Below are 18,325 nucleotides of genomic sequence, written 5' to 3' on the forward strand. Positions count from 1 at the left end.
CTTATGCCTCCACTTTCTTTGGTGAACCATCAGGTTTCAACATAGCAATCACGAAGTCCATAGAAGACTCCACTTTGCCTTGGTTTACTGCCGCTGCTGGGTCAACGTTCTTCGGACAAACTTCAGAACAGTAACCAACAAACGTACAACCCCAAGCACCGTTTTCACCGTTGATAAGCTTCATGCGCTCATCTTTACCGTTGTCACGACTGTCTAGGTTGTAGCGGTGGGCTAGCGTTAGTGCAGCAGGACCGATGAACTCTGGGTTAAGACCAAACTGAGGACATGCTGCATAGCACAGACCACAGTTGATACAGCCAGCAAACTGTTTGTATTTCGCCATCTGTTCTGGCGTTTGCAAGTTCGTACCGTCTTCTGGTTTACGATCGTTACCAATGATGTATGGTTTGATTGCTTCTAGGCGCTCGATGAATGGCGTCATATCAACAATCAAGTCTTTCTCGATTGGGAAGTTCGCTAGAGGCTCGATAGTCACACCGTCTGGGTAGTCACGTAGGAAGCTCTTACAAGCAAGTTTCGGTACGTTGTTCACCATGATGCCGCAAGAACCACAGATCGCCATACGACAAGACCAACGGTAAGACAGATCTTTGTCTAGGTGGTCTTTGATGTAACCAAGTGCGTCAAGTACAGACATGGTTTCATCGAATGGGACTTCGAATGTTTGCTTGTATGGTTCTGCATCTTTTTCTGGGTCGTAACGCAGGATGTCTACTTTTTGAATGCGATTTGCTGACATTATGCTTGCTCCTCTGCGTTCTTCTCTTCAGCCGCGGCTTTTTCTGCTGCTTCACCGTATAGACGAGCTTTTGGTTGTGACTTAGTGATGGTCACATTGCTGTAATCGATACTTGGTGCTGACTCTGGCTTGTAGAAAGCAAGTGAGTGTTTTAGGAAGTTCACGTCATCACGTTCTGTACAACCGTCGTCTAGACGTTGGTGCGCACCGCGAGATTCTTTACGTAGAATCGCAGAGTGAACCATCGCTTCTGCGACTTCTAGGCCGTAGCCTACTTCAATGGCGTACAGAAGGTCAGTGTTGAACACTTTACCTTTGTCTTTGATGCTGATGCGTTTGTAGCGTTCTTTCAACTCAGTGATCTTGTCGATAGTCGCTTGCATCAAATCTTCTTGGCGGTAGATACCACAACCCGCTTCCATGGTGTGGCCCATTTCTGTGCGGATTTCTGCCCAGTTTTCGTCGCCTTCTTGGTTCATCAGTTTCGCGATGCGCTCTTCAACGGCTTTGACTTGCGTGTCAATTGCCGCGTCGTTCCAACCTTTGAATTCTGCTGCGCGTTTCACTGCATTTTCACCCGCTACGCGGCCAAATACCACGAACTCAGCCAGTGAGTTAGACCCTAGACGGTTTGCACCGTGAAGACCAACAGACGCACATTCACCCACCGCGAATAGGCCTTTAATGCGAGTTTCACAACCGCCGTCCGTTTCAATACCACCCATGGTGTAGTGAACGGTTGGACGAATTGGAATTGGCTCTTTTGCAGGGTCCACGTTTACATAAGCTTTTGCTAGCTCACAGATGAACGGTAGACGTTCTTGTAGGTACTCTTCACCAAGGTGGCGAAGGTCTAGGTGCACCACGTCACCCAGTGGGTGTTTGATGGTGTTGCCTTTCTGTTGTTCGTGCCAGAAAGCTTGAGAAACTTTGTCACGAGGACCCAGTTCCATGTATTTGTTCTTCGGTTGGCCAACTGGAGTTTCAGGGCCCATGCCGTAATCTTGTAGGTAACGGTAGCCATTCTTGTTAACGATGATACCGCCTTCACCACGACAACCTTCCGTCATCAGGATACCTGTGCCTGGAAGACCGGTTGGGTGGTATTGAACGAATTCCATATCACGTAGAGGAACGCCGTGACGGTAAGCCATTGCCATACCATCGCCCGTTACGATACCGCCGTTGGTGTTACAGTGGTAAACACGGCCCGCGCCACCTGTTGCTAGAACAACAGATTTTGCTTTGATAGTAACAAGCTCGCCTTCAGACATGTGAATAGCAATCAGACCTTGAACTTCGCCTTCATCAACAAGCAGATCCACCACAAAGTACTCATCAAAACGTTTGATGTTGCTGTACTTCATTGATGTCTGGAATAGCGTATGAAGCATGTGGAAGCCAGTTTTGTCTGCAGCGAACCAAGTACGTTCAACCTTCATACCACCAAAGCGGCGTACGTTGACTTCACCGTTCTCTTTACGACTCCATGGGCAACCCCATTGCTCCATTTGGATCATTTCGCGAGTCGCGTTCTCTACAAAGTATTCAACAACATCCTGTTCACATAGCCAGTCACCACCGCCAACAGTGTCGTTGAAGTGGTTGTCTAAGCTATCTTCATCCTTGATAACTGCTGCTGAGCCACCCTCTGCAGCGACCGTGTGGGAGCGCATTGGATAAACTTTAGAAATCAGAGCGACTTCTAAGTCTGGGTTTGCTTCAGCCGCTGCAATAGCAGTACGAAGACCAGCGCCGCCTGCGCCGATGACTGCGATATCTGTGGTGATAATTTGCACAGTTATCCTCCAGTGTGTGATTGCGGAAATCCGCTTGTTATTGTCATTACGAGGCGCTCCTTAAAAAGAACTCCCCAAAAGTAGTAGGGTTAGTGTAGATGAGCCACATGGCAGAAAAATTGATGTAATTGGGTTTTTGCTTCGGTAATGCACTTAAGGGCATAGAATTTATAGGTTATGTGACTGCTATCACGGCATCGAGGTTTTGGTCCTCAAGCATTAATATTAGGGATGTTAAACCCGTGTTGCGTGACATTAACCGCATGGATAATAGGATTTTAACTGAGTGTTTTTTGTTCTGCGGCACGAGTAATTCTTGCCTCAAATTGGCGAGCACATTAGTAAAAAGAAGAAGGGATATTCCTCTCTTCTTGAAGAGTAAAAAGCATGTAGAATGAGCCTTTCCTCGCTGAATTAAAGTTTGAGAGACTTGTTATGCAAACCAACTGGCAACCTACTGCTTCCATTGACCAACTTCGTCAACGTGCGACGTTAATCGCGTCGATTCGACAATTCTTCGCTGACCGACAGGTGATGGAAGTCGATACGCCAGCCATGAGTCACGCAACCGTGACTGACATCCATTTGCATACTTTCCAAACCGAGTTTGTTGGCCCAGGCTATGCCGATGGCAGTAAGCTGTTTTTTATGACCAGCCCAGAATTCCATATGAAGCGCCTTTTGGCTGCGGGCAGCGGTTGTATTTATCAAATCAACAAAGCATTTCGTAATGAAGAGAATGGTCGCTACCACAACCCTGAATTCACGATGTTGGAGTGGTATCGCGTTGGCTTTGACCATCATAAATTGATGGATGAAATGGATGACCTGTTGCAGCTGGTATTGAAGTGTGGCGCAGCGCAGCGCATGACGTATCAGCAAGCCTTCATTGATGTGTTGGGTGTGTGTCCACTGGAAGGCTCGATGACTGAGCTGAAAGCGGCGGCAAGCAAGCTGGGTTTGAGTGACATTGCTGAGCCAGAAGAAGATCGCGATACGCTGCTGCAACTACTATTTAGCGTGGGAGTAGAAAACAAAATTGGTCAGGACGTGCCGGCTTTTGTGTACGACTTCCCTGCATCACAGGCGGCGCTTGCGAAAATCAATCCTCAAGATCATCGCGTCGCGGATCGTTTTGAAGTGTACTTTAAGGGGATAGAGCTGGCGAACGGATTTCATGAACTGGATAACCCGAAAGAGCAATTAGCGCGCTTTGAACAAGATAACGCAAAGCGTATCGAAATGGGTTTAAAACCACAGCCGATCGATTATCATCTGATCTCTGCACTGGAAGCAGGGTTGCCAGATTGTGCAGGGGTCGCGTTGGGTATCGATCGTTTGATCATGCTGGCGCTAGGCTGTGACCACATTGATCAAGTGACGGCCTTTCCATTTCCAATTGCATAAGGACGTCCAATGAACCTGACGGCTGCACGTTTCGTTATCTTTAGCTACGCCATATTGATCGCTTTTTTATCTCTGAGTTCAGGTGAACTGCAAGACTGGGGCAATATCGCGTATCTCGACAAAATGCAGCACGCTATGGCGTACAGCGGCTTTGCGTTTTTAGGTTGTTTTTGTGTGTGGCGTTGGCGTCAACGTTGGGCGGTGGCGATTAGTATTTTGCTATTCAGCGCCGTTATTGAGTGGTTGCAAGGGTATGTAGGGCGACAAACTTCTTGGTTAGACCTTGTCGCCAACTCAACTGGCATCTTAACTGGTCTGTTATGTTACCGTATTTGGAGCCTCTATCGACCTAGGTTGGTGAAGTCGCTATACTCGATTCGTTAATGAAGAGGGAACACGATAACAATGAAAACGCGCGACAAAATCGTCTACGCGGCACTGGAGTTGTTCAACCAACATGGTGAGCGAAACATCACCACCAATCACATTGCCGATCACATCGAAATTAGCCCTGGTAATCTGTATTACCACTTCCGCAATAAGCAAGAAATCGTTCGTGAGATCTTTGCGCTTTATTCAGCAGAACTTTTAGAAAGATTTACCCCTATTCAAGGTTCGCAAGAGAGCCTGACTATGCTGAAGAGCTACCTAGACTCTATTTTTACCTTGATGTGGAAATACCGCTTTTTCTACGCAAACCTACCAGAAATCTTGTCACGAGATGAACAGCTACACGAGCAGTACATCGATGTGCAAGAGAAGCTGCAAGCGAACCTCATTGCTATTATGCAAGAGTTCGTAACGATGAAGCTGTTGAATGTCGATCAACAACAGTTGAAGTCATTGGTATGTACATTACACTTGATTGCGTGTAGTTGGTTGGCGTATCAATCCGCGATGGCTTCAAAAACCAACATTACCGAGCAAATGGTGAAGCAAGGGATGCTGCAGATGCTTAATGTCGTTAAGCCATTAGCAACTGAGCAGGGCTTAGAGCAGCTACTGTTATTAGAAGATGCGGTTAGCAATCTACACAGTTAAACGTCAAACTGCTTAATATTTCGAGAGTCACTCTCATTTTCGAGTCGTGGCTCGAGTTGACTTGTCAAATATGCCGCGCACAATAGTCCCATACGCTAAAAACCCTTGCAGGGATAAGATTCTCGATAAAGGAACTATCGCCCCATGAAGTACGACATTTTTAATGGTGATGCTGATGGCATCATTGCTCTTCTGCAATTACGTTTGGCTGATCCTGTCGATGCCCAGTTAATAACCGGTGTAAAGCGCGACATCAAACTGGTGGAAAAAGTAGACGTGCAAGCGGGTGATGAGCTGACTGTGTTAGACATTTCGATGGAAAAGAACATGGCAGGTCTAGAGCAAGCTTTGGCTCAAGGCGCTCACGTCTTTTACGCCGACCATCACAAAGCGGGTGACATTCCTCAGCATGGTAATTTGTATGCGCACATCGATCTCGATGCCAACATGTGCACGGCGTTGATTGTCGATAAGTTGCTTGATGGGCGTTTTCATGACTGGGCGATTACGGCGGCTTATGGCGATAACATGATTGCTAAAGCCGATGAGTTAGCGAATAACGCGGGCTTGTCGCAGCAACAGAAAGAGCAGCTAAAAGAGCTGGGTACTTTAATTAACTACAACGGCTACGGCTCGAAAGTCGAAGATTTACACTTTCATCCTGCGGAGCTGTACCGAGCTTTGCTGAAGTACATGTCACCATTTGAAGCTATTGAAGATACGGCCTCGCCATACTACCAATTGCAATCGGCTTACCAACAAGACATGGAGGCGGCTCTCGCAGTGCCTGCCATGCATGAGAGCGGTAAGCTAAAGTTGTTTGAGTTACCAAACACGGCGGCATCACGCCGAATCAATGGTGTTTATGGCAACTGGCTAGCAAACCAAACCCCTGACTCTGCGCATGCGGTACTTACTGAAAATGCAGATGGTACTTATACGGTTTCACTCCGCGCCCCATTAAACAATAAACAAGGTGCCGTTGCCGTGTGTGGTCAGTTCCCGACAGGTGGGGGGCGAGAGGCGGCGGCAGGAATCAACGCGTTAAGCAAAGATGATGTGCATGCTTTTATTGATGCGGTAGAAACCTACTACGCATAGCATTTTCCAAAACATGAATACAAAAAAGGAGCCGAGTGGCTCCTTTTTTATTATAAGTCTATGAGTCAGATCATCAGCGTTTTAACCAAGATTTCGGATTCTGCGCTTCACTATTACGACGAATTTCAAAGTACAGCGATGGCCTGTCTTGACCACCCGTATCACCCGCGAGAGCAATCACTTCGCCGGCGGTGACTCGATCGCCTTCTTTTTTAGTTAACGCTTGGTTGTAACCATAGAGGGTCATGTCACCTTTTCCGTGGTCGAGCAGTACCACTAAACCGTATCCGCGCAGATACTCAGCAAATACGACAGTACCAGGATAAACGGCTTTCACTTGTTGACCATAGTTGGCAGACAACACCATACCCTTCCAGTTTACCTGCCCAGTTTGTCGCGTACCAAAGTTGTGTAACACACTGCCTTTGAGTGGCCAAGGCAACTTACCGCGCTGTTTGCCGAGTCCGTCCATTGGCACCGCATTACGCTTCGCTGCTTTGGCGATCTCTGCTTTTAAACGGGTTTCGTTGCGTTGCAGCTCGGCTAAGTAGCGTTTGTCATTCTTGATACTGCTCTGAATTTTATTCAGGGTTTGCTTACGCTTGGATTGTGTACTCGCTAGCGCTGTACGTTTTTCGGATTGCTGCTTGAGCAGAGTCTCGATTTGCTCTTTTTCTAGCTCGAGCTGGTTTTTGTTGTGCGCTAATTCTTGGGTTATTTTGGTGATCGCATCAATCACTTCAGCACGTGCTTTAGCTAAATGCTGGAAGTATTGGCTCATGCGGTCTTCTTCCACACCTTGATTTAACAAGTGACCATTGGCCTTCGCTCGCTCGGTTACGTAATACGTTTGCAGCAGCTGTTTGAGTTCTTCTTCTTGCTCTTGACGCTGTGCTTCTTGCAAGGCAATTTTCTCTTCCAGGTTTTCTATGTTTTTGTCTGCTTGTGCGAGGTTAGACTTGGTTTGTCGTATTTCACGCTCAAGCTTAGAAATACCAAGCTCTTGATCTTTTAGTGATTTCTGTAACTCATTGAGCTGCTTTTCTTGGGAAGAGAGCGATTTGCGCTGACGGCTTATCTCACTGGATACGCCTTTGAGCTCTTGCTGACTCACAGCAGAGGAGGTAATGGGATAAGTGGCAGATAAAGCACAAGTTAATAAAATAGCCGAGCGTAGAACAGGGTGATTTTGTTTTCGCACTTGAGAGTTACCTACCACGTTGTTGTCAAAAAGGTTTGTTGACGATTAAATACCATCTCCATGGATAAAGCTTTGCGACTTGCCGTTAAAGCCTTGATCCATATCGAGAGAGGGTTTGTCCGTTTTTGGACGTCCGACGATTTTTGCAGGCACGCCAGCCACCGTTGTGTGAGGAGGCACGGCTTGCAATACCACAGAGCAAGATCCGATTTTCGCGCCTTCACCGACTTCGATATTGCCAAGAATCTTTGCACCAGCTCCGATCATCACACCCTCGCGAATTTTCGGGTGACGATCACCGCATTCTTTACCAGTACCACCAAGGGTGACATCTTGCAGTATAGACACGTCGTTTTCGACCACGGCAGTTTCACCAATCACGATGCCTGTTGCATGGTCGAGCATGATACCACTACCAATGCGCGCTGCAGGGTGGATATCGACCTGACATGCTACCGAAATCTGATTTTGTAGGTAAGTCGCAAGAGCGTGACGACCTTGCTTCCACAGCCAGTTTGCTACTCGGTAGCCTTGCAGTGCGTGATAGCCTTTTAGGTACAGCAATGGCATTGAGTACATTGAAACAGCAGGGTCGCGATTGACCGTGGCACAAATATCACAAGCCGCGCCGTCAGTGATGGTTGGATCAGCCGCAAAGGCTTCTTCAACCACTTCACGCACAGCCATCGCTGGCATGGAAGCGGTGTTCAATTTGTTAGCCAGAATATAACTCAGAGCGGCACACAAACTTTCATGCTTGATAATGGTGGCATGATAGAAGCTCGCCAGCATAGGCTCTTGTTCTGACATTTCACGGGCTTCTGAGACAATTTTGTTCCAGACTTTTTGTTTTTCGCAGTGTTTCATTCTCAATATCCAGAGTGGTTCTTCCGTGACCCGACAACTTCAATTTTTCTCAGATGAGCTGCAAAGGGCGGTAGATTGCTACTTTCCTTCGGCTTTTTTGTCACGAGCAAGTAAATCTTGCGCTGCTAAGCGCGCATCTTTTCCTTGATACAATACTTGATAAATTTGATCAACTATCGGCATCTCAACACCCATACGTTGAGAAAGTAGCCATACTTCTTTTGTATTGCGGTAACCCTCAACCACTTGGCCAATTTCTTCTTGAGCCGTATCAACGTCTTTACCTTGGCCTAATGCCAAGCCAAAGCGTCGGTTACGTGATTGGTTATCGGTACATGTCAGGACAAGATCGCCTAAACCCGCCATGCCCATAAAGGTTTCTGGCTGTGCACCTAGCGCAGCACCAAGGCGACTCATTTCAGCCAAGCCACGAGTAATTAATGCAGTACGGGCGTTGGCGCCAAAACCGATACCATCAGACATACCCGCACCAATCGCAATAACGTTTTTCACAGCGCCGCCCAATTGCATACCAATAAAGTCACTATTGGCATATACGCGGAAGGTTTTGCTACAGTGGATTTTTTCTTGTAGATCCGCAACAAATTCAGAATCTGGAGACGCAACTGAAATTGCAGTCGGCATACCCATTGCGAGCTCTTTCGCAAACGTTGGGCCAGACAATACTGCTAGTGAGTAGTTTTCACCGATAATGTCATAAGCGACGTCTTTCAGCAGGCGTCCCGTTTCAGGTTCAAGCCCTTTGGTTGCCCAACAGATGCGAGAGTCTTCGCGCAAGAATGGTTTACAGCTGTTTAGCACGATGCCAAAGACATGGCTTGGAACCACAACCAACAAATCTCGGCTTGCTTGAACGGCTTTTTCTAAATCCGATTCAATGATCAAGCTTTCAGGGAAATCAACACCTGGTAAGAAGGCATGGTTAGCTCGGTCTGCTTCTAGGCGAGCCATGTGCTCTGGCTCGTGTCCCCAAAGGACAACGTTCGCGCCGTTACGAGCGAGTGAGATCGCCAAAGAGGTGCCGTATGAGCCTGCGCCAATCACAGTCATTGCGATGTCTTTACCGTAAGCATTGTTTGTATTTGCTTGTGTCATGCTACCGCCTAATTGTCTTGCTACTAGTAGAATCTAGTTCCTAATCGTCAAATTTTACGCCTTCTGGCGATTAGGAACTAGGAACTTTTGTCAGAAATAAAAAATGCACATTGCATCGAATGGTAGACGCTCTGTGCATTTTATTTGAGTCGGTGACGTCAGCACTGTGGCTATTCGTCACTTATAAAACGTGAATTACGCTTCAGCTTCGCCTTGTTGAGCTTGCTGTTGTAGGTAGTTCATGAATAGCGCGTCAAAGTTTACTGGCGCTAGGTTCAGTTGAGGGAACGTACCTTTAACGACTAGGCTTGAGATAGTTTCACGAGCGTATGGGAATAGGATGTTCGGGCAGAATGCGCCTAGGCAATGTGCAAGTTGACCAGCTTCCATTTGTTCAGCAGTGAAGATACCACCTTGTTGAACTTCACATAGGAACGCAGTCTCTTCTTCGTTCTTCACAGTAACGGTTAGGCGTAGAACAACTTCGTAAACGCCTTCACCAAGCTCACGGCTTTGAGTGTCTAGGTCTAGTTTAACGTCTGGGTTCCACTCTTTCTGGAAAATTACTGGAGAGTTCGGCGCTTCAAAAGAAACGTCTTTTAGGAAGATGCGTTGAATTGCGAAGTTTTGTTGTGCGTCTTGAGGTGCTGCTTCAGCCATTTTTTAATCCTTAAATCAATATTTGTTGAGCCTAGAAACGTCTAAGCTCAGAAAACTGGTATGTCCTGAGACTAACTGAGCCAATCTACCTTGACTAGATGAAGCGTGTATTACGTGCAAAGCGTCACAACTTAGTGCTCCAACTGCTTTCAATTTGCTCAGTTTTTTGTCCGCGAGGCTTGGTAAAAGCGCGTTTAAACGCGAACTTTCGTTCTTGCCACGTTCCTACTTCTTACCGCGAACTAACGGCAGGTTCGCTTCGTTCCACGCAATCAAACCATTTTTTAGTAGGCTCACGTTTTCGAAGCCAGCTTTTACTAGTAGGTTTGCGCTTTCTTGAGCGGTCTGTCCTGTCTTACATACAACAATGATTGGGTCTGATTTGTGGTTTTCAAGGCTACCCAAGTTACCCGCTTTGATGTCTGACGGTAAAATGTGAAGTGAGTCGGTGATATGACCTTTTTTGAACTCGTCTTTGGTACGGATATCCACTACAACGCCGTTTTCACGGTTCATAAGATGAGTCAGTTGGTTTACGTTGATTTCTTTGTATGCGGCTGTCGCTGATTTCACGATGTTCATGATAAAGGCGACAAGAAGACCTACCCAAACCAAAGATAGAATCATGTTCTGTTGGAAAAATTCAATGTACTCTTGCATGTCTTGAGCTCTTACGCTGTTGGCGGAAAAATAAAGCAGGAGTATAGCGAGGTTACGGCTCTTAGGCGAGAGGGTTAAAATTTTCTAACGAATAATTGAGATCTCTATAAACCCGTTATGCCCTTACTATCCGTACATTTCGCTCTGGTAGCTTGATTGCCTTGGCCTATTGGACTTATCGGTTTAAGTGACTTCTGTTTTACTGAGAAAAGAGAACAATAGGTATTAACCCATCTTGTTTGATGTTGCTTTAAATTAGCGCTGTTTCAAGTGCAAAAATAAGAATGAGAAGCGTAAGAAAACCGAACTTAGACTGGGGTGTACAAAGCGTATTAGAAATGACTATGCTTGTGGAACACGATTGTCGGCACTGACTCGTTGTTCGCTTAACTTGTAAGATAGCAACAATAAATCGCAAACATTATTTGATCTTAACCTACAGTTTTGGTTAAAAAGTGTAGTAAAATTACGCTAGTTTTGTTTCAAGGTTAGATAGGGCAGCGAGGCCCTACGCCAAAAGTTACTTAAATTTGATGAGGTCATCACTATGTCAGCTAAGAAGCCACTGGCTCTAGTTATCCTTGACGGTTACGGTTACCGTGAAGACACAGCAAGTAACGCAATTGCGAATGCGAAAACACCAGTAATGGATGCTCTGATTGCGAATAACCCACACACATTAATCTCTGCTTCAGGCATGGATGTTGGCCTTCCTGATGGTCAAATGGGTAACTCTGAAGTTGGTCACACTAACATTGGTGCAGGCCGCGTTGTATACCAAGACCTGACTCGTATCACTAAATCAATTGCGGATGGTGAGTTCGAAGAAACGCCTGCGCTAGTTGAAGCTATCGACTCTGCAGTGAAAGCTGAAAAAGCAGTACACATCATGGGCCTGATGTCTCCAGGCGGTGTTCACTCTCACGAAGACCACATTTACGCTGCAGTTGAAATGGCAGCGGCGCGTGGCGCAGAGAAAATCTACCTACACTGCTTCCTAGACGGCCGTGACACACCACCACGTAGTGCTGAAAACTCACTACAACGTTTCCAAGACCTATTTGCGAAACTAGGTAAAGGCCGCGTTGCTTCTCTAGTAGGTCGTTACTACGCAATGGACCGTGACAACAACTGGGATCGCGTCCAAGTTGCTTACGATCTTCTAACTCAAGCTAAAGCTGAGTTCACAGCAGAAACGGCAGTTGCAGGTCTAGAAGCGGCTTACGCTCGTGAAGAAAACGACGAATTCGTTAAAGCAACAACTATCAAAGCGGAAGGTCAAGAAGACGCAATCATGCAAGATGGTGATGCGGTTATCTTCATGAACTACCGTGCTGACCGTGCACGTCAAATCACTCGTGCATTCGTTCCTGCGTTTGACGGCTTTGAGCGTGCAGTATTCCCAGCAATCAACTTTGTGATGCTGACTCAATACGCGGCTGATATCCCTCTAGCTATCGCATTCCCACCTGCGTCTCTAGAAAACACTTACGGTGAGTGGCTATCTAAACAAGGTCAAACTCAGCTACGTATCTCTGAAACAGAGAAATACGCACACGTGACTTTCTTCTTCAACGGTGGTGTTGAGAACGAATTCGAAGGCGAAGAGCGTCAGTTGGTTGCTTCTCCAAAAGTTGCAACGTACGACATGCAGCCTGAAATGAGCTCTCCAGAACTAACAGAGAAGATGGTTGCGGCTATCAAATCAGGTAAGTTCGATACCATCATCTGTAACTACCCGAACGCAGATATGGTTGGTCACACTGGCGTTTATGAAGCGGCTGAGAAAGCAATCGAAGCTCTAGATGAAAGCGTGGGTAAAGTGGTTGAAGCAATCAAAGAAGTTGGCGGTCAACTATTGATCACTGCGGACCACGGTAACGCAGAAATGATGATCGACCCTGAAACTGGCGGCATCCACACTGCTCACACTAACCTACCAGTGCCTCTAATCTATGTAGGTGACAAAGCGGTTGAATTCAAAGAAGGCGGTAAACTGTCTGACCTTGCACCAACCATGCTTTCTCTAGCTGGTCTAGAAATCCCAGCAGAAATGACGGGTGAAGTATTAGTTAAATAAATAATTAACTAACGGCTCCGAATGACAAAAGCCCGAGTTTAAACTCGGGCTTTTTTGTATCTGGCAATAAGGGCTGGTCTGTAAGGTTACTGAACCAAAATGCCCGCACCAATCACAGCTAGGGCTGCGCCCAACCATGCAAATCGGTTTGGTCGGCGTTTAGTGTAAATCCAGAGCAGTGGTAGCAACATAATTGGCGTGGTTGAAGATAGAAGTGCAACCATACCTACATTTCCTTCTTGCAGTGCGTATAAGATTAGCGTCATGCCGACGGCCATCGCCAAGAAACCATTAAGGGCAGTAATACCAAATATGCGCCAAGTAATGTGTTGCGTCGAGCGAGCGACTTTGACTCCTAGAATTAACAACATGCTGTGGGCGAAAAAGGCACTGATCATTCGAATAGCAGAAGCCGCAACTGGGTCAATACTGGTTTGCATTACTGGCTTGGCGATGATGCCGCCCAATGCTTGGCACATTGCTGCGGTTAAGCCAAGTCCAATACCCACCCAGATGTTACCTTTAATGTCTTCCAAGACGTTATTCACTTGACCTCTTCGGCCAAAGAATATCGCCATCACCACGCCGCTAAATACCAATGATGCGCCCAGTAGTTCTATTGTGGTCATGACTTCGCTAAATAAGAAGTAGCCCAAGATGGCAGAGAACACGGCGTGGCAAGAGAAGAGTAACCCGGCTTGTCTTGGCCCCATACGATTCAAACACGCGAATAGAGCGGTATCGCCAATAAAAATACCAATCAGTCCTGAGGCCATCATTGGCGTTACATGTTCCCAAGAAACCGTTAACCAGCCGCCAGTTATCCAGGCCATTGTTGATAAGATCACGGCTGTGCAGCCCATACGCCAGCGGCTGTAAGAAAATGCGCCTAGGTGTTGTGCAGGAATGACCGAAATTAGGCTAGAAACTGCCCACAGAAAAGCGGCGCATAAAGCAAGCCATTCGTAACCCATGATGTGTCGACGTCCTTGTAGAGTAGAGGAGTCTTAATATGCACGAAATTTATGGGATGTAAAAGCCGCTCTGTAAGGGCAGTAGCTGGAGAGCAGCTCCATGACAACACGCTTTTTCATGGAGCTCTTCGATTAAAACAGTACCAAAACTGCGCCATACACGATAATTAGACCAATCAAACCGAGAATCAGGCCTACTTTCGCCATGTCTTTGTTCTCGATGAGGCCTGTTGAATAAGCCAAAGAGTTTGGTGGTGTGGAAACCGGTAAGATCATGCCAAGTGATGCGGAGAAGGCGACGACAACCAGTAAACCTTGTAGGCCACCAACCGCAATAAGGCTTGGCATGGATGTACCAATAGCGGCAGCAATAGGCATCAATAAGTTTGCCGTTGCGGTATTAGACATAAAGTTCGCCATTAACCAGCACACTACCGATAGGGCTAAAACAACGGCAAATGGTGATAGCAGGCTGTAATCAATAGCGTGCGCTAATGCTTCGGCTAAGCCTGTTTTGTCTAAGGCAATACCAATTGCTATACCACCGGCAACCAGCCATAAAACATCCCAGTTAATTAGCTTGAGCTCTTCTTTTCCCATAATGCCCGTTAACGTGAACACTGCTAGTGGGATAATCGCGACAACATATGTATTCATGCCATGCACTTTCGTTGTCATCCAAAGCAAAATGGTTAGTGCAAAAGTGATGTAGACGACGATCGCACGCCAGCTCTTTTTGAATGTACCATCTAGCTTTAGTTTCATTTCTGGTTCGCTAGACGGAAACAGCTTTTGCAACAAGAACCAAGCTACAGTAAGTTGTACCAACACAAAGGGTAGACCCATTGTCATCCACGATAGGAAGTCTATCGCGTTTTCTCCAGTGAGATATTGAAGCGCTATCGCATTAGGTGGCGTGCCTATCGGAGTCGCAATGCCGCCTGTATTCGCTGCAATTGGAATACACAACACCAGTGCTTTAATGCCTAAATCCCCTTTAGGTGCTGAAGCGACGATGGGGCCAAGCAGGGCTAGCATCATCACGGTCGTGGCAGTATTGGACATAAACATTGAAAAAACGGCGGTAATTAACATCAAGCCCAGCATGATGAACTTAGGTTGTGTGCCGAATGGTTTTAATAGAACTCGGGCGAGGTTGTTGTCGAGCTCGTATTTGGAAGCCGCAATCGCGAGAGCAAAACCACCCATAAAAAGAATAATGATCGGTGAAGAGAAGGCCGAGAAAATATCGGTGTAAGCAATTAACTCTCCTAAATCATGCCCCGCTGGTGGATTGCGAAATAGATGCAAACCTTTATCCGATATCATGATCAGTTCAAGAGCGATAATAAGAATGGACGTAGCAAAAACGGGAACCGGCTCGAGAACCCAAAGTAGGGCAGCAAGAAGAAAAATAGCTAACAGGCGATGCTGAATTAAAGTGAGATCGTCAATAGGAATAGCATCGATCGGCATCATCAAAACACCGAGCGGAATTAAAAAGCACACCAGCAATTTCGCCAACGTGTTTACACTCATCTTTGGCATTGGCTGCCCCTCTAAATATTCATTCTAAGCGCAGGATAATTGATTGTGGAATGAGGGTCTTAGAGGCAGGTATGAGTTTGAGAAATAGAGGCTAAATTTCGAACGGAGTTTTGCTTTTTATCAATAAAAAGAGCCCTTAATAAAGGGCTCTTTAACGGTGTTTTACTTATTTTTTCAAGGCGTAAGGTGTGCCCATAACGGTTGGCTTACCGTTTTCCATGCTTGCGTCAAACTCAATCGCGTCTTTGGCAAACAGGTTAATAACAGTAGAACCCAGTTTGAAGCGGCCCATCTCTTCGCCTTTTTTCAAGAGCACGGCCTTGTCACTCTCTGCTGGGTAATCCCATTTGTAGACAGTGTTTCCACGAGGCGGAGTGATAGTGCCAGCCCATACTTGCTCAATGCTACCAACAATTGTCGCACCAACAAGCACCTGTGCCATTGGACCAAACTCAGTATCGAAGATACACACCACACGCTCGTTACGAGCAAATAGGTTCGGTACGTTTTCTGCTGTCAGAGGGTTTACTGAGAACAGGTCACCTGGTACGTAAATCATTTGGCGCAGAGTGCCGTCACATGGCATGTGTACACGGTGGTAATCGCGCGGAGATAGATACAATGTGGCAAAAGAACCATCTTTAAATTCGTCCGCTAAATTCGCGTCACCGCCCAGCAATTCTTGCGCTGAGAAGTGATGACCTTTTGCTTGGATAAGTTGACCATCTTCAATAGGGCCAAACTGGCTAACACAAGCGTCGGCTGGATGAGTGATGACGTTTTCGCCTTCAGAAATTGGGCGTGCGCCTTCTTTTAGCTCACGAACGAAAAACTCGTTGAACGTTTTAAAATGCTTAGGATCTGAGTGCTTTGCCTCATCCATATTCACATTGTATTGTTTGATAAACCAACGAATAACTGCTGTTGTTAGACCGCCAGCTTTTGCTGAAGCCAGTTTACCCATTAGGCGAGTGAGGCCGTGTTGTGGGATCCAGTACTGCAGTCCAACTTTAAACTTGTCCATCTTTAATTCCGATACTTCTGTTAGATTCGCGCTTTAGGGCGCGTGATGTTACTGAAATTTAATTTGCTTGTCAGTATTAGGTGAAGACTTTTTACACAGTTACAGCCTTAACTCAATTACAGATCGGCTTTTTTATTACGTGAATACTGACGATTTGCTTTGTTTTCAACCATGCTTTCCAAAATACGATGATAGTTTTCAAAGCGAGTTTCGTTAATTTCCCCGTTCTCGACAGCTTCGCGTAGAAGGCAGCCTGGGTCATCATTGTGTTTACAATCTCGGAACTTGCAACCGCCTAAATATGGTCGAAATTCAACGAATGCTTTTGTTACTTCTTCTGCTTCCAAATGCCAAAGACCAAATTCACGTACTCCAGGTGAGTCGATCAAATCGCCACCCGTTGGAATGTGGTATAAACGTGCAGCCGTCGTGGTGTGTTGGCCCAAGCCAGAGTTCTCAGAGACTTCGCCTTCTTCCACTTCGCTCTCTAGTTCCGGCATTAACGCGTTGACTAAGCTGGATTTCCCTACGCCTGATTGACCAACAAAGATATTAATTCGGTCACGCAGCAGGGTTTCTAGTTCAGCAATGCCTTCTCCAGACTTCTTGCTGACCAGAAGCACTTTATAGCCAATGCGTTCATATTCTTTGAGCCATTCTTCATACATTGCACGGTCATCGGCTTCTAGAAGGTCGACTTTATTTAAGACCAACAATGGCGCAATATTCAGTGTTTCTGATGCAACGAGATAGCGGTCAATAATATTTAGCGATAGCTCTGGTAATACCGAAGAGACAATGACCATTTGATCAATATTGGCTGCAACGGGTTTTAGGCCATCGTAATAATCTGGACGAGTGAGCACTGAAGAGCGAGGTTCTACCGCTTCAACAACACCAGAGATGCCCGCCATAGACTCCAATCCTTCGCGCCATAAAACACGATCGCCAGATACTAGAGACTCAATACCACGGCGGAGGTTACAGCGTTGAATTTCGCCTGTTTCAAGGTCTTCAATGTCCGCGTGCTGACCAAAACGAGTGATCACGAGACCTTGCTTGCTGGCGCCTAGCATGTTTTCATCCCACTGGATGGACTCTTCTTGCTTCTTCAAACGCTTTTGTTGGTTGCTACGTACGCGTCGCACCTGACCTTTGGTTAACTTTTTCTTCTTTGCCACAATTCTGTACTTTATGTGAATTTACTCAAATGGTTGAGCCGTACTCTTGGCTCCGTGTATGAGTATCGTGTTTCTCGTATTTTGAGGTATAGTACCTCTTTTATCGATAAACAAATAGGCGGCGTAACCATGTCCTTTAGCGATCAAAACCTAATTTGGGTTGATTTAGAGATGACAGGGCTTGATCCTGAAACGCACAAAATCATCGAAATTGCTTCTATTGTCACGGATAGCGAACTAAATATTTTGGCTGAAGGTCCAGTGTTAGCGATTCATCAGCCGGAAGAAGAACTGGCGAAAATGGACGACTGGTGTACTAACACGCATACGGCAAGCGGTTTGGTGGAGCGCGTTCGAAACAGTCAAATCTCAGAACAAGACGCAGTCGCACAAACCATTGAATTTTTAGAAAAATGGGTGCCAAAAGGGGCGTCGCCAATATGTGGTAACAGCATTGGGCAGGATCGTCGCTTTTTATACAAGCATATGCCTGAGTTGGAAGAGTTCTTCCATTACCGATATGTTGACGTTAGTACTCTTAAAGAACTAGCACGTCGCTGGCAACCTGAGGTGCTAAATGGGTTCACAAAACAGGGAACACATTTGGCCTTGGACGACATTCGTGAGTCCATCGCAGAACTTAAGTACTATCGAGGTACTATTTTCAAGATTTAACTGTTAAGGTTGCGATCCAAATTGTTGTAATTTATATCGCTTTTGATTGCTTTTTCGTCGTTCAGTAAAAAAATAAAGTTTTTTTGAAGGAAGGACTTGCATCACAAAAAAATGCTCTTATAATTCGCAGCCCTAAACAGCGGAAACGTTGTTGATGCGACACTAGCTCAGTTGGTAGAGCGCAACCTTGCCAAGGTTGAGGTCACGAGTTCGAACCTCGTGTGTCGCTCC

General features: G+C 46.2%; 17 protein-coding genes and 1 tRNA gene. 7 read left to right on the forward strand and 11 right to left on the reverse strand.

The features are described 5' to 3' along the window. Position 1: 1 nt before the first annotated feature. Both R7Q38_RS20070 and frdA read right to left on the reverse strand, forming a co-directional pair. Positions 2–760 carry a succinate dehydrogenase/fumarate reductase iron-sulfur subunit gene (locus R7Q38_RS20070; RefSeq protein WP_005381489.1) on the reverse strand — a complete coding sequence of 253 codons (759 nt, stop codon included), beginning with the start codon at positions 758–760 and terminating at the stop codon, positions 2–4. Beyond that, positions 760–2,559, reverse strand: coding sequence for a fumarate reductase (quinol) flavoprotein subunit (gene frdA / locus R7Q38_RS20075; RefSeq protein ID WP_054575300.1), 1,800 nt, complete (start codon positions 2,557–2,559; stop codon positions 760–762). Before frdA ends, R7Q38_RS20070 begins: the two co-directional genes overlap by 1 nt. Positions 2,560–2,994: 435 nt before the next feature. Here frdA and epmA point away from each other — a divergent pair, with 435 nt between their 5' ends. The 4 genes from epmA to R7Q38_RS20095 all read left to right on the forward strand — a co-directional run bounded on the left by epmA (position 2,995) and on the right by R7Q38_RS20095 (position 6,108). After that, on the forward strand, positions 2,995–3,966 hold the full coding sequence (gene epmA, locus R7Q38_RS20080; protein WP_005381485.1) for an elongation factor P--(R)-beta-lysine ligase: 972 nt from the start codon (positions 2,995–2,997) through the stop codon (positions 3,964–3,966). A 9-nt stretch (positions 3,967–3,975) separates the two neighbouring features. Beyond that, on the forward strand, positions 3,976–4,350 hold the full coding sequence (locus tag R7Q38_RS20085; protein ID WP_017635567.1) for a VanZ family protein: 375 nt from the start codon (positions 3,976–3,978) through the stop codon (positions 4,348–4,350). 21 nt (positions 4,351–4,371) lie between these two features. Next, on the forward strand, positions 4,372–5,007 hold the full coding sequence (locus tag R7Q38_RS20090; protein ID WP_005381480.1) for a TetR/AcrR family transcriptional regulator: 636 nt from the start codon (positions 4,372–4,374) through the stop codon (positions 5,005–5,007). A gap of 144 nt (positions 5,008–5,151) precedes the next feature. Further along, positions 5,152–6,108, forward strand: a complete 957-nt coding sequence (locus R7Q38_RS20095; protein ID WP_239938453.1) for a DHH family phosphoesterase — start codon at positions 5,152–5,154, stop codon at positions 6,106–6,108. A 73-nt stretch (positions 6,109–6,181) separates the two neighbouring features. Here R7Q38_RS20095 and R7Q38_RS20100 read toward each other — a convergent pair whose 3' ends face one another. From R7Q38_RS20100 to R7Q38_RS20120, 5 genes are all read right to left on the reverse strand, one after another. Next, a complete protein-coding gene (locus R7Q38_RS20100) occupies positions 6,182–7,327 on the reverse strand; it encodes a murein hydrolase activator EnvC family protein (protein ID WP_005381476.1) in 1,146 nt (381 codons plus the stop codon). Between the two features lie 27 nt (positions 7,328–7,354). Continuing rightward, entirely contained in the window at positions 7,355–8,176 is an 822-nt protein-coding gene (cysE, locus tag R7Q38_RS20105; RefSeq protein WP_005381475.1) for a serine O-acetyltransferase, read from the reverse strand. 78 nt (positions 8,177–8,254) lie between these two features. Beyond that, on the reverse strand, positions 8,255–9,292 hold the full coding sequence (gene gpsA, locus R7Q38_RS20110; RefSeq protein WP_005381474.1) for an NAD(P)H-dependent glycerol-3-phosphate dehydrogenase: 1,038 nt from the start codon (positions 9,290–9,292) through the stop codon (positions 8,255–8,257). A 195-nt stretch (positions 9,293–9,487) separates the two neighbouring features. Then, on the reverse strand, positions 9,488–9,952 hold the full coding sequence (gene secB, locus R7Q38_RS20115) for a protein-export chaperone SecB (protein ID WP_005386410.1): 465 nt from the start codon (positions 9,950–9,952) through the stop codon (positions 9,488–9,490). A 225-nt stretch (positions 9,953–10,177) separates the two neighbouring features. After that, positions 10,178–10,612 carry a rhodanese-like domain-containing protein gene (locus R7Q38_RS20120; protein WP_005386415.1) on the reverse strand — a complete coding sequence of 145 codons (435 nt, stop codon included), beginning with the start codon at positions 10,610–10,612 and terminating at the stop codon, positions 10,178–10,180. Positions 10,613–11,159: 547 nt separating this feature from the next. Between R7Q38_RS20120 and gpmM the strand changes: the two genes are divergently transcribed. Continuing rightward, on the forward strand, positions 11,160–12,692 hold the full coding sequence (gpmM, locus tag R7Q38_RS20125; RefSeq protein ID WP_033907178.1) for a 2,3-bisphosphoglycerate-independent phosphoglycerate mutase: 1,533 nt from the start codon (positions 11,160–11,162) through the stop codon (positions 12,690–12,692). A gap of 86 nt (positions 12,693–12,778) precedes the next feature. On the opposite strand, the gene R7Q38_RS20130 is transcribed toward gpmM, so the two are convergent. The 4 genes from R7Q38_RS20130 to rsgA all read right to left on the reverse strand — a co-directional run bounded on the left by R7Q38_RS20130 (position 12,779) and on the right by rsgA (position 17,419). Then, positions 12,779–13,666: a DMT family transporter gene (locus tag R7Q38_RS20130; RefSeq protein ID WP_005386417.1), complete on the reverse strand. Its 888-nt coding sequence runs from the start codon at positions 13,664–13,666 to the stop codon at positions 12,779–12,781. A gap of 132 nt (positions 13,667–13,798) precedes the next feature. Then, on the reverse strand, positions 13,799–15,214 hold the full coding sequence (locus R7Q38_RS20135; protein ID WP_239938452.1) for an SLC13 family permease: 1,416 nt from the start codon (positions 15,212–15,214) through the stop codon (positions 13,799–13,801). 166 nt (positions 15,215–15,380) lie between these two features. Further along, a complete protein-coding gene (gene asd / locus R7Q38_RS20140; RefSeq protein ID WP_239938451.1) occupies positions 15,381–16,238 on the reverse strand; it encodes an archaetidylserine decarboxylase in 858 nt (285 codons plus the stop codon). A 116-nt stretch (positions 16,239–16,354) separates the two neighbouring features. Beyond that, positions 16,355–17,419: a small ribosomal subunit biogenesis GTPase RsgA gene (gene rsgA, locus R7Q38_RS20145; protein ID WP_025768798.1), complete on the reverse strand. Its 1,065-nt coding sequence runs from the start codon at positions 17,417–17,419 to the stop codon at positions 16,355–16,357. 129 nt (positions 17,420–17,548) lie between these two features. Between rsgA and orn the strand changes: the two genes are divergently transcribed. Both orn and R7Q38_RS20155 read left to right on the forward strand, forming a co-directional pair. Further along, the gene (gene orn, locus R7Q38_RS20150) at positions 17,549–18,094 is read left to right on the forward strand and encodes an oligoribonuclease (RefSeq protein WP_017635574.1); all 546 of its coding nucleotides are present in this window, start codon (positions 17,549–17,551) and stop codon (positions 18,092–18,094) included. A gap of 156 nt (positions 18,095–18,250) precedes the next feature. Further along, positions 18,251–18,323: transfer RNA gene (locus tag R7Q38_RS20155), tRNA-Gly, on the forward strand. Positions 18,324–18,325 lie beyond the last annotated feature (2 nt).

Origin of the sequence: Vibrio sp. Vb0598, assembly GCF_033338935.1 — a bacterium.
Taxonomy (GTDB): domain Bacteria; phylum Pseudomonadota; class Gammaproteobacteria; order Enterobacterales; family Vibrionaceae; genus Vibrio; species Vibrio alginolyticus.